Annotated in this window: 7 protein-coding genes; 5 read left to right on the forward strand and 2 right to left on the reverse strand. The window is 67.3% G+C overall.

The features are described from left to right. Positions 1–16: 16 nt before the first annotated feature. Complete coding sequence (locus ABDC78_RS21985) at positions 17–1,360, reverse strand: HAMP domain-containing sensor histidine kinase (protein ID WP_178358359.1); 1,344 nt, start codon at positions 1,358–1,360, stop codon at positions 17–19. 6 nt (positions 1,361–1,366) lie between these two features. Then, entirely contained in the window at positions 1,367–2,077 is a 711-nt protein-coding gene (gene prrA / locus ABDC78_RS21990) for a two-component system response regulator PrrA (RefSeq protein ID WP_178358400.1), read from the reverse strand. Positions 2,078–2,252: 175 nt separating this feature from the next. On the opposite strand from prrA, the gene ABDC78_RS21995 reads away from it, so the two are divergent. From ABDC78_RS21995 to ABDC78_RS22015, 5 genes are all read left to right on the forward strand, one after another. Then, complete coding sequence (locus tag ABDC78_RS21995) at positions 2,253–4,229, forward strand: ABC transporter ATP-binding protein (protein WP_178358358.1); 1,977 nt, start codon at positions 2,253–2,255, stop codon at positions 4,227–4,229. Continuing rightward, positions 4,222–6,117 carry an ABC transporter ATP-binding protein gene (locus ABDC78_RS22000; protein WP_178358357.1) on the forward strand — a complete coding sequence of 632 codons (1,896 nt, stop codon included), beginning with the start codon at positions 4,222–4,224 and terminating at the stop codon, positions 6,115–6,117. The genes ABDC78_RS21995 and ABDC78_RS22000 overlap by 8 nt, the downstream gene beginning before the upstream one ends. Further along, entirely contained in the window at positions 6,114–7,952 is a 1,839-nt protein-coding gene (locus tag ABDC78_RS22005) for an ABC transporter ATP-binding protein (protein ID WP_178358356.1), read from the forward strand. The genes ABDC78_RS22000 and ABDC78_RS22005 overlap by 4 nt, the downstream gene beginning before the upstream one ends. Before the next feature lie 29 nt (positions 7,953–7,981). Further along, on the forward strand, positions 7,982–9,691 hold the full coding sequence (locus ABDC78_RS22010; protein ID WP_178358355.1) for an AMP-binding protein: 1,710 nt from the start codon (positions 7,982–7,984) through the stop codon (positions 9,689–9,691). A gap of 132 nt (positions 9,692–9,823) precedes the next feature. Further along, a complete protein-coding gene (locus ABDC78_RS22015; RefSeq protein WP_178358354.1) occupies positions 9,824–13,039 on the forward strand; it encodes an Ig-like domain-containing protein in 3,216 nt (1,071 codons plus the stop codon). The last annotated feature ends 1 nt before the right edge of the window (position 13,040 follow it).

Below are 13,040 nucleotides of genomic sequence, written 5' to 3' on the forward strand. Positions count from 1 at the left end.
GCAGTCTCGGCGGCGGTCAGCGCGGGCCTGGTAGGCGCAGCAGCAGGCGCGCTCCGCCCAGCGGACCTGCCTCCAAAGCCGCTGTGCCGCCGTGCAGGTCGGCCTGCTGGGCGACCAGGGCCAGGCCGAGTCCGGAGCCCGAGTGCGACGCCGTGGACCCTCGGGTGAACCTGTCGAACACGATGGCGCGTTCCTCCTCGGGAACCCCGACGCCGTCGTCGTCGATCGCGATCTCGACGCCGGCCCGTGAGCTGACCGCCGACAGTTGGACCCGGGTGGCGCCGCCGTGTTTGACGGCGTTGGCGATCGCGTTGTCGACCGCCAACCGCAGACCGGCGGGTAGTCCGACGATGATCACCGTCGGAGCGGGCGCCAGCGACACCTCGAGGTCGGGGTAGACCCGCATGGCGTCGTGCGCGGCGCGGTCGAGCAGTTCGGTGATGTCGACCGGCACATGGTCGTCGGCGGTGGACAGCTCGCCCTGGGCGAGGCGCTCCAGCGCCCCCAGGGTGGCCTCGATCCGGGTCTGGGTGCGGATGACGTCGTTGACGACTTCCTTGCGCTGATCCTCGGCGAGGTCCAGTGTCGCGAGCACCTCGAGGTTGGTGCGCATCGCGGTGAGCGGCGTGCGCAGTTCGTGTGCGGAGACCGAGGCGAAGTCACGTGCCGAGGTCAGCGCGGCTTTGGTCCGGTTCTGCTCGCTCCAGATGCGCTGCAGCATGCCGTTGACGGCGTCGGCGATCTCGACCGCTTCGCTGGCACCCCGCACGTCGACGTCGGGTGCTTCGTCGCCGGCGTCGATCTGGCGGGTCTGCTGCGCCAACCGTTTCAGCGGCCGCACCGCGAACGCCGCGAGCAGCCAACCGAGCAGCGTCGCTGCGCCGACCGAGAACACGCAGATGATGAGCACCCGGCGGTGCAGGTTGTTGGTGTCGGCGATGGTCGCGTCGTAGGTGGCACCGACGGCCACCGACATCGGGTCAGGGGCCCGGATCTCCACGGTGCGGACCCGGTAACGCACATCGCCGATGTAAGTGTCGGCATAACCGGGTTCCAGCTGAGGCAGCACGACCTTGGAGGTCGACGTGACCTCCCCGTCTGCCTCACGGACCGTGATGACGGCGTCTTGGTCGTCGGGGGAGTTCGGGATCTCGTCGAGCCCCCGGGGCAGGAACGGGATGGCGAAGCCGGTGGCCTCGTCGAGGCGCCGGTCCAGGCGTTCCTTGCGGTCGTTGGTGATGCCGACCCACACCACGGTGCCGACGATGACGACGACGATCGCCGCCCCGATCGCCGTGGCCAGAGCGACTCGGGTGCGCAGCGACGGCGTGCGACGGAAGATCCGGGACAGCACGGTCACGACGACCTACTGCTGCCTGAGGACAAATCCCACGCCGCGAACGGTGTGCAGGAGCCGCGGCGCGCCGTTGGCCTCGAGTTTGCGCCGCAGGTAGCCGATGAAGACGTCGACGACGTTGGTGTCGGCGGCGAAGTCGTAACCCCAGACCAGTTCGAGCAACTGCGCACGGGACAGCACCGCGGTCTTGTGCTCGGCGAGCACCGCCAGCAGGTCGAACTCCCGCTTCGTCAGGTCGACGTCGACGCCGTCGACCCGGGCCCGTCTGCCGGGGATGTCGACCTCGAGAGGTCCGACCGCGATGGTCTCCGACGAGAACGTCGCCGTCGACCCGCGCCTGCGCAGTAACGCCTTGACCCGCGCGACCAGCTCGGCCAGCACGAACGGTTTGACCAGGTAGTCGTCGGCGCCGGCTTCCAGGCCGGCCACCCGGTCGTCGACCGACGAGCGCGCCGACAACACACACACCGGCACGTCGTTGTCCATCGCGCGAAGCGCGGTCACCACCGAGACGCCGTCGAGGATCGGCATGTTGATGTCGAGCACGATCGCGTCGGGCCGGGTTTCGGTGGCGCTGCGCAGCGCCTCGGCGCCGTCGACCGCGGTGAAGACCTCGAACCCGGACAACCGCAGTCCGCGCTCCAGGGAGGCGAGGACGTCAGGATCGTCGTCGACTACGAGCACTCTGGGTGAGCCCACGCCACTGTCCATGGACGCAATCTTGCCCGATGACACCGCCCAGTCGCGGGACGCCGTGCACGTGCGCCTGATTCACGCCGGAATCCGCGTTGTGCAGGACGGCACTCGAATTTTCCTGGGGAAAAGCAGGATTAGCGGGTGTGGGCGCCGGGGAAGCCTTTGACCTCATCCATTGTTGAGGTTCTACGGTGAAAACATGAGTTTGGAAACGGTTGCCAGGCAATCGCTGTACCGGCAGACGCACGCGCGGGGCGGCGATCTGCGATCGTTGGCGGACCGACGCCTGCTCGGCCGGATCTGGCGCTTCGCTGCGCGGCATCACCGCAGGTTGGCGGTGTTCCTGGCGGTGAGCGTCGTCAGCGCGGTGCTGACCGTGGTGACCCCGCTGCTCGCCGGTCGGGTGGTCGACCAGATCACCGGCGCCGGCAGTTCGGCGGTGGTCGTGGCGCTGGCGCTGGTGATCGCAGCGGTCGCGCTCGCCGAAGCGGGGGTGTCGCTGGTCACGCGGTGGCTGTCCTCGAGGATCGGCGAAGGTCTGATCCTGGACCTGCGCACCGCGGTCTTCGACCACGTGCAGCGGATGCCGGTGGCGTTCTTCACCCGCACCCGTACCGGCGCACTGGTCAGCCGGTTGGGCAACGATGTGATGGGAGCGCAGCGCGCGTTCTCCGACACGCTCTCAGGGGTGGTGTCCAACCTGGTCGCGCTGACGTTGACGCTGGTGGTGATGCTGAGCATCTCGTGGCAGATCACGCTGCTGTCGCTGGCGCTGATGCCCTTGTTCCTGATCCCGGCACGCCGGATCGGCAGCTCCATGGCGCGGCTGTCGCGTGAGGCGGCGGCCCACAACGCCACGATGAACACGCAGATGACGGAGCGGTTCTCCGCGCCCGGGGCGACTCTGGTGAAGTTGTTCGGCGACTCCGGCGACGAGTCCCGCGAATTCCGGGTGCGCGCCGGCCGTGTCCGCGACATCGGGGTGCGCACCGCGATGCTGCAGGCGACGTTCATGAACTCGTTGACGCTGATGTCGGCGTTGGCCCTGGCGCTGGTGTACGGGCTGGGCGGGGCGTTGGCCATCGGCGGGCAGCTGCAGGCCGGCGCGGTGGTCTCGTTGGCTCTGCTGCTGACCCGGCTGTACGCACCGCTGACCGCGCTGGCCAATGCGCGGGTGGAGGTCGCCACGGCGCTGGTGAGCTTCGAGCGGGTCTTCGAGGTTCTGGATCTGGTCCCGCTGATCGAGGAGCGACCCGGTGCCACGGCGGTGCCCGCCGGCCCGGTCACCGTGGACTTCGACTCGGTCCGGTTCTCCTACCCGTCCGCCGACAAGGTGTCGCTGGCCTCGCTGGAGGAGGTGGCCGAGCTGGACGAGCGCGGCGGCGACGAGGTGCTGCACGGCCTGTCCTTCACCGCGCAACCCGGTCAGATGGTGGCGTTGGTGGGATCGTCGGGTGCGGGGAAGTCGACCATTGCGGCACTGCTGGCACGGCTGTACGACGTCGACTCCGGCGCGATCAGGTTGAACGGGATCGATCTGCGTGATCTCACGTTCGCGTCGTTGAAGGACACCGTGGGCATGGTCACCCAGGACGGGCACCTGTTCCACGAGTCCATCGGGTCGAATCTCCGGCTGGCCGCTCCCGAGGCGACCGACGACCAGCTGTGGGAGGCGCTGGAGCGCGCCCGGTTGGCCGATGTGGTCGCCGACATGCCCGACGGTCTGGACACCGTGGTGGGGGAGCGTGGCTACCGGCTCTCGGGTGGTCAGCGGCAGCGGCTGACGATCGCGCGGGTGCTGCTGGCCTCCCCGCAGGTGGTGGTGCTCGACGAGGCGACGGCATCCCTGGACTCGGAGTCGGAGGCCGCGGTGCAGCAGGCGCTCGCCGAGGCATTGGCGGGCCGGACTTCCCTGGTCATCGCGCATCGTCTTTCCACCGTGCGGGCCGCGGACGTGATCCTGGTCGTCGAGGACGGGCTCATTGTCGAGCGCGGTACGCACACGGAGTTGCTGGCGCGCGGTGGCCGCTACGCCGACCTGTACCGCACCCAGTTCGGCACCGACCGCCGAAACTGCGCTCCGCGCGGCCCCCACTCCCCTTTCTGCGCGCGGAATACCGTTTCGGCAGAGGGGTTAACCACTTGCGCGCAATGGGAAGATCTACTAAGTGAGTGACTCCTCGAACGCGCTGCGCGCGGCGCCCGCGATAGCGCCGCCGTTCAAGCAGGTGAGGGCCAGTTCAGACCTGTGGCGGATGATGCCCTACCTGATGCCGTACCGCGTCCGGTGGATCGCGATGATCGTGGTCGCGCTCGCCAGCCTCGCCGCCACCGTGGCGATCCCGCTGATGACCAAGGCAGTGATCGACGGCCCGGTCCGGCAGCAGGACCAGCAGGGCCTGTGGATGCTCGGCGCCGCGGCGATGGGCATCGGCGTCGCCGAGGCGGTGCTGTGGTTCATCCGCCGCTGGTTGGTGGCGCGCGCCACGATGGGCGTCGAGGCCGACATCCGCAAAGACCTCTACGCGCGGCTTCAGATCCTGCCGATGTCGTTCCACGGCCGGTGGCAGTCCGGTCAGTTGCTGTCGCGGATCATGAACGATCTGAGCACGATTCGCCGGTTCATGTCGTTCGGCCTGATCTTCCTGATGCTCAACGTGCTGCAGATCGCCGTCGTCACCACGATCCTGCTGGCGATGTACTGGCCTCTCGGGGTCGTCGTGCTGGTCTCGATCGTGCCGATCACGCTGACGGTGCTGCATTTCCAGCAGGAGTACACCCGCCTGTCCCGCCAGGCCCAGGACCAGGCCGGTCACGTGGCCACGCACGTCGAGGAGTCCGCGCTCGGCCTTCGTGTCGTCAAGTCCTTCGGCCGGGAGGACTACGTCTACGACCGCTTCGACGAGCAACTGACCGATCTGTACGACACCCAGGTGCGCAGGGTTTCGGTGTCGGCCAAATTCTGGACGCTGCTGGAGGTCATCCCCAACCTGACGCTCATCGTGGTCCTCGGATTCGGTGCCTACGCGGCCGGCCACGGCCAGGTGACGATGGGAACGCTCGTCGCGTTCATCACGATGATGCTGTCGCTGGTGTGGCCGATCGCGTCGCTGGGCTTCCTGCTGTCGATGACGCAGGAGTCGTTCACCGCCGCCAACCGAATCGCCGAGATCTTCGACGCTCCACGCGAAATCGTCGACGGACCACGGGACCAGCCCGCGCGGGGCGGGCGCCTCGAACTCGTCGACGTGGGCTTCCGGTTTCCCGACGGCGAAGATGTGGGCGCGTCCGGAGGGGCGGACGAATGGGTTCTGCGGCACGTCGATGTCACCGTCGAACCCGGTGAGACGTTGGCGCTCGTCGGTTCCACCGGGTCCGGCAAATCGGTGCTGGCCAGTCTGCTGTCCCGGTTGTACGACGTCACCGAGGGCGAGATCCGGATCGACGCGCAGGACATCCGCGAGTTGTCGCTGGAGGCCCTGCGGCGCACGGTCGCCACCGCGTTCGAGGATCCGACGCTGTTCTCGATGTCGGTCGCGGAGAATCTCCGACTCGGCCGGCCGGACGCCACCGAAGCCGACCTGCGGCAGGCCATCGACGTCGCGGCCGCCCAATTCGTCTACGACCTGCCGTTCGGCCTGGATACCCGTATCGGCGAGCAGGGCATGAGCTTGTCCGGTGGTCAGCGCCAACGACTTTCGCTGGCCCGGGCCATTCTCGCCAACCCGCGGATCCTGGTGCTCGACGACACGCTCTCCGCGCTGGACGTGCACACCGAGGCGGAGGTCGAGGAGGCGCTGCGCCGCGTGCTGCATTCGGTCACCGGCATCGTGGTGGCGCACCGCGCGTCGACGGTGTTGCTCGCCGACCGGGTCGCGCTGCTGCAGAACGGCACCATCACCCACGTCGGCACCCATACCGAGTTGCTGGCCACCGTCCCCGCCTACCGGTACCTGCTGGCCGCGGACGACGAACTCGACGACGGGGCCGAGCGGGACTGCACGTGGCGTGAAGACGAAGAGCGGGCGCGGCTGCAGCGTGAAGTGCTGGAGGAGAGGCTGTGACGGCGACGCCCGAGGAGCAGACGACAACCGATTGGCGCGGCAAGTTCGACGAGCAGGGCGACCTGCCCATCGACGAGACGGTGCCACGGCAGCGTGAGGCTCGCGCGCTGCTGGGCTCGCTGCTTCGGCCCTACCGGTGGACGGTCGCTTTCCTGGCCGTCATCGTCGTAGTGGAAAACGTTGCACGGCTGTCGGTTCCGCTGCTGGTGCAGAAGGGCATCGACGACGGCATCCCGCCGCTGCTCGAGGGCGGGCCGGCCACGACATTGATGACGATCGTCGCGGCGTTGTGCGGGGTGGTGGTGGTGCAGGCGATCAGCCGACTGTACTTCCTGCGCCGCTCGGGCCGCACCGGCCAGAAGGTGCTGCTCGAACTGCGTCGGCGAGTGTTCCGTCATTTCGGCAAGCTGGACATCGCATTTCACGATCGGTACACCTCCGGCCGGGTGGTGAGTCGGTCCACCAACGACGTCGAGGCAATCCAGGACATGCTGGAAACCGGCTTCGACAGCCTGATCACCGCGGTGCTCACGCTGATCGGTACCTCGGTGCTGCTGATCGTGCTGGACCCCAAGCTCGGCCTGATGTGCCTGGTGGCGTTCCCCGTTCTGGTGCTGCTGGTCGTGTGGTTCCACCGCGAGTCCTCCCTCATCTACCGCGAGGTCCGCGAGGTCTCAGCGTTGGTCATCGTGCAGTTCGTCGAGACGATGACGGGAATCAAAGCGGTGCAGGCGTATCGGCGGGAGCCGCGCAACCAGGAGATCTTCGAAGACGTCGCGGACCGCTACCGGGTGATCAACGAGAAGACGTTCAAACTGCTCGCCGTGTTCATGCCCGGCGTCAAGCTGGTCGGCAACATCACCACTGGCGTGGTGCTGCTCTACGGCGGCTATCGGGTGCTGAACGGCGAGATGACGATCGGCACGCTGACCGCGTTCCTGCTGTATCTGCGCATGTTCTTCGAACCCATGCAGGAGATCTCGCAGTTCTTCAACACGTTTCAGTCCGCGTCCTCGGCGCTGGAGAAGCTCGCCGGTGTGCTCGCGGAGAAGCCGGGCATCGATGACCCGGCCGACCCCGTGGAGCTGGGGGCGGTCCGCGGCGAGATCACTTTCGACAACGTGCAATTCGAGTACGCTCGGGGCAGGCCGGTGTTGCCCGGCCTGGACCTGGTGGTACCCGCGGGGCAGACGGTCGCGTTGGTCGGCACGACGGGCGCGGGCAAGTCGACGATCGCCAAGCTGGTGACACGGTTCTACGACCCGGTGTCGGGGTCGGTCTCGCTCGACGGGGTGGATCTGCGGGATGTGGCGCAGGCCGAGTTGCGTCGTCACGTCGTGATGGTGACCCAGGAGAACTTCCTGTTCGGCGGAACGGTCGCCGACAACATCCGCTTCGGCAGGCCGGATGCCACCGACGAGGAGGTTCGCGGCGCCGCCGCGGCAGTCGGGGCAGACGTCTTCATCGAAGCGCTGCCCGACGGTTTCGAGACCGACGTCGCCAAGCGAGGCGGGCGGCTCTCAGCGGGGCAACGGCAACTCGTCGCGTTCGCGCGGGCGTTCCTGGCCGACCCGGCGGTGTTGATCCTGGACGAGGCGACCTCCTCGCTGGACATCCCGAGCGAGCGGATGGTGCAGCGCGCGCTGGAGACGGTGCTGGCCGACCGCACCGCACTGGTGATCGCACATCGTCTGTCGACGGTGAAGATCGCCGACAGGGTGCTGGTGCTCGAGCACGGCCGCATCGTCGAAGACGGTTCGCCGGAGGAACTCACCTCCCGCGAGGGCGGTCATTACGCAGCGTTGCATCAGTCCTGGGTGCAGTCGCTGGCCTGATGCCCCTCGAGGCGTGGATGCTGGTAGCCATGACTGCAACCTCGTTGAACACCGAGAAGTATCGCGCCGCGCGCGATCGACTGGTCGACGTGATCGCCGACTACGAGACGGCCGTGGAGACCTTCGAGTGGCCGCGGTTGGACGGCGCTTTCAACTGGGCCACCGACTGGTTCGATGTGATCGCCGCCGGTAACGACAACACCGCGCTGTGGATCGTCGAGCAGGACGGCAGCGAGCAGAAGATCACGTTCGCGCAGATGGCCCGTCGGTCCGATCAGGTAGCGGCCTGGCTTCGTGGGCTCGGTGTCGGGAAGGGCGATCGTGTCATCCTGATGCTCGGCAACCAGGTCGAGTTGTGGGAGTCGATGCTGGCGGTCGCGAAGCTCGGCGCGGTGATCATGCCGACGACCAGCGCTCTCGGCCCGGCCGACATCACCGATCGGATCGGTCGCGGGCGCGCTCGCTTCGTGATCGCCAACTCCTCGGATTCGGGAAAGTTCGAGGGCATCGATGCCGAGTTCACCGGGATTTCGGTGGGCGGCGACGCGGCAGGGTGGCACGCCTATGCCGGCGCGGACACGGTGGAGCCGGACGGGCCCTTCGATCCCGGGACCGACACCACCGACCCGCTGCTGGTCTACTTCACGTCCGGTACCACCAGCAGGCCCAAGCTCGTCGAGCATTCGCAGGTGAGCTATCCGGTGGGGCACATGTCCACGATGGCGTGGATCGGGGTGCGCCCCGGCGACGTCCACCTGGCCATCAGCTCTCCGGGCTGGGCCAAGCACGCCTGGAGTTGCTTCTTCGCGCCGTGGATAGCCGAGGCGACGATCTTCGTCTACAACTACGCCCGCTTCGACTCCGCCGCCCTGCTGCACCAGATCCGGCGCGCAGGAGTGAGTACCTTCTGTGCCCCACCGACAGTGTGGCGCATGCTGATTCAGGCCGAGCTCGGTGAGCGGCCGGAGACGCTGCGCGAGATTCTGGGTGCAGGTGAGCCGCTGAACCCCGAGGTGATCGGTGCGGTACAGCGTTCATGGGGGTTGACCATCCGCGACGGGTTCGGTCAGACGGAGACGACGTTGCAGGTCGGCAACACTCCGGGGCAACCGGTGAAAGCGGGTTCGATGGGACGCCCGATGCCCGGGGTGCCCGTCGTGCTGGTGGACCCGCTCAGTGGCGACCTCGCCGACGAGGGGGAGATCTGTCTGGATCTGAGTGCCACGCCGGTGAACCTGATGACGGGTTATGTCGACGACGAGAAACGCAACGCACTCGTCATGCGGGACGGCTATTACCACACCGGTGACGTCGCCAGCCGCGACGAGGACGGCTACATCACCTACATCGGTCGCACCGACGATGTGTTCAAGTCGTCGGACTACAAGGTGTCGCCGTTCGAACTCGAGAGCGTGCTCATCGAGCACCCCGCAGTTGTGGAGGCCGCCGTGGTGCCGCAGCCCGACGCCACCCGACTGGCGGTCCCCAAGGCGTACGTGGTGCTCGCCGAAGGGTGGTCGGCCGATGAAAACACCGCCCGAGCCATCCTCGAGTACTCACGCGACCACCTGGCGCCGTATCTGAAAGTTCGACGCGTCGAGTTCTTCGATCTGCCCAAGACCATCTCGGGCAAGATCCGCCGGGTCGAGTTGCGTCGACGCGAGGACGACGCGCACCGCTCGGGCGAGGTCATAGCAACCGAGTACCGCTACGAAGACGTCGTCGATCGGCGATCATAGGTCGCCGCTCGATCGCTGTGAGATTCCTGTGTAGAAGCCGGGTTCGACTCGCAGTCAAGGAAATTGCGTATCCTGGCGCGCGATGTGACCTAGTGTTGCTTCGGCACGATTCCTATGAGGGGGGAATTTACGGTGGCGAAAGCTAATTATGTGGGTCGGGTCGGTGCGCTTGCCGTTGCGCTGGGGATCGGTACCGCGGTGGTCGTTTCACCGGGGGTGGTCTGGGCGCAACCGGGCAATGACACGTCATCTGACGGAACCGCCGACAAGGCCCGCGAGTCGTCGCAGGATGCGACTGCACGTAAGGATTCCACAGGCGATGCCGACGCTCCCCAATCGAGCGACACCGATGATTCAGACGACACCGATGATTCAGACGACACCGACGAGTCGGATGACACCGACACCGACGCCGACGCCGAGTCGGACGACACCGACACCGACAGCGACGCCGAGTCGGACACCGACGTCGGCGACGGGTCCGTCGACATCGATGATCCGAGCGATGACGCATCCAGTGACGACGATGCCGACGCCGAGGTAGAGACGTCGAAGCCGAGGAAGCAGTCCTCCCGCGACAACTCGCCGCAAGCCCCATCTGAGCGAGTCGAGCCTTCGCCGGATGCCGAGTCCGACGACGGCGACAAGCCCGACACTGACCAGGATGCAACGGCTTCCGAGGACGCCGACGCCGAACAGCCACCCACCCGGGGCGAGGCGGAGGCGGTCATACCCGGCACCGTCACCGAGTCGGCCGGTGTCGCGGACGAGGACGTAGCCGCTGACCTGCCTGCGACATCTGCCGCTGCTGTGGTCACCACTCTGCTCGCGCCCTTCGTGTCACCGCACGGCACCGACAGCCCCGCCGCACCGATCGAATCACCGCTGCTGTGGGCGGTTTTGGCGTTCGCGCGGCGCCAGTTCGGGCAGCAGCGAGACGAGATCAGCCAATCGGGGGCCCAGGTCGGCACCACCGAACTGGTCGAGGCCGTCGACAACGCGGCACCGGTGCCCGGTGAGGTGACCCACGGTGGCCCGGGCTTCTTCACCGGTTCGGTCAGCGGTCGGGTGACGGCGACGGACCCCGACGGCGATCGCCTCACCTTCACCGGGTCAACGACCACCGACAAGGGGCAGGTCACGGTGCTGTCGTCGGGGCGCTTCATCTACAGCCCGACTGCCGCGGCCCGCCACGCAGCGGCGGCCGACGATGCCACCGACGCGGACAAGGTCAACACCTTCACCGTCACCATCACCGACACTGCGGGCAACACCGCGACACAGCTGGTCACTCTCGACATCTCGCCGACGAATGCGGTGCCTTTCGGCGCGCGGGCACGCGCCGGCGCGGGAAATCTGAGTACCGGTTCGGTGATCGTCACCGTGAGCGCCTTCGATTTCGACAGGGACACACTCAGTTTCACCGGAAGCCCGGCAACCGACAAGGGAACGTTGGTCGACAACGGCAACGGCACGTTCACCTACACGCCGACCGCCGCGGCACGCGAAGCCGCATCTGAGCCGGGGGCCCCGGCTGACGCCAGAACCGATACGTTGACCTTCACCGTCAGCGATGGCCATGGCGGGCTACGGACTGCGAGCGTCACTGTCGATGTCACGCCCGTCATCGAGGCGAGCGCGTCGACCCCCGGCAGGGCCGCCGGGCCGGTCATCGTCAGTTCCAACGGAACCGTGTACCAGGTTATCTACGACGTGGATCCGACGACGATGCTGCCCACCCGCACGCGCGTCAGCATTCTCGACGAGAACGGCCAGGTGCTGAGGACCACCGGCGACATCGCCGGCGCTCCGCGGGAGCAGGCACCCGCGGTGGTGCGTCCGGACGGCAGCCTGGTCCTCACGACCTACAAGGAATCCACCAATACGACGGTCATCTCGATCGTGGACGGGTTCGGCGAGGTCAAGAAGGCCGGGACGGTGATCGGCCAGGCGTCCGCACCCGTGCAGGTCACCTCGAATGGGACGGTGTTCCTGCAGACCCGGCAGTTCAGCCAGTCCGGCGATCGACTCGTCCGCCTGTCGACCACCAACGGGGTCCGGGTGTATTCCCTCGGGGTGGCGGGCGGCGCGCCGGCGATTGCGCCTGACGGCAGTGCCTACGTCGTGGCCGAGAGCCCACTGTTCGGCATTCCCTCGCTGTTGGCGGTCGGGCCGAGCGGTAACGCTCGACGGGTGTCCCTTCCGCTGGGCGCGATGACTCCCGACGACGCGGTCATCGGTCCGGATGGCCTGGCGTACTTCATGGTCGGTCGCCAGTCGTTGTCCGGCAGCGACATGACACGGGTGTACACCTTCACCGGGACGTCGAGCACGATCCGCGAGATCCCGGGCGGGCCGGTCAGGGAGACGGTGGTGACTGCCGACGGGGTGTACCAGGCCACCTACGATGAGTCCACCGGTATGTCCTATATCTCGAGGATCTCCTCAGACGCCATCACGACCTCGGACCCCATAGACGGTTTTGTCATCAACGCGATCACCGTCACCCCGACGGGCACGGTGTACGTGGCGCTTCGAGACTTCAGCTCACTGATCGACCGTGTGGCGGTCGTCAGCAGTGACGGCGAGGTCGCCACCGTCGCGATCCCGGGTTCGATCGTCCTTGTCACCCCGAGTGTTCCTTCTGCCGGGGCCAGTGTCGGCAACCCGAATGCCGGCGAGAACGGCTATGTCGCCTATACCGACGGTGGCACAACGTATCTGGCGGTGCTCGACCCCGACGGCACCATCACACGCACTGTGGCACTACCCGAGGGCGGCGTGGTCACCAACCCGGTGAGCGTGTCTCCTGACGGCGCCGTCTACCAGGTGATCCAGTTCAGGGACGCTCAGGGACGCGTCGCCTCCGAGGCGGTGCTCACGTTGTCCAATGACGCGGTGACAACAGCGCTCCCGGGATCGCCGCTGCAGCCGAACTACGAGTCGATCGAGTTCGGCCCCGACGGCACCGCGTACCTCGTCACGGTCGAATCGGCGACGTTCACATATCACTTCCTGGGGATCGACGAGGACGGTGCCACGGTCGTGACCTTGGACGCCACCGGTCCGCTGGTGCCGCAGCAGTCGAACTACGTCTTCGACCAGGCCGCCCTGGCTTTCGGTGCCGACGGCACTGCCTACGCCACCTTGCTGGGTGCCGACGCCGGAGTGTGGGCACTGTCGCCGCAGGGCGCCACCAAGGTGCTCGACGTGGATCTCGGGCCCGGCGGCACGCTCGAGCCCGTCGCGTTCGGAACCGATGGCACGCCGTACGTGACGGTGACTCAGCGCGTCGGTGACGAGTACGTGACCACGGTGCAGACGTTCACCCCGCCGACCGTGCTCTGAG

Source organism: Mycobacterium sp. DL, from assembly GCF_039729195.1.
Lineage (GTDB): Bacteria > Actinomycetota > Actinomycetes > Mycobacteriales > Mycobacteriaceae > Mycobacterium > Mycobacterium hippocampi_A.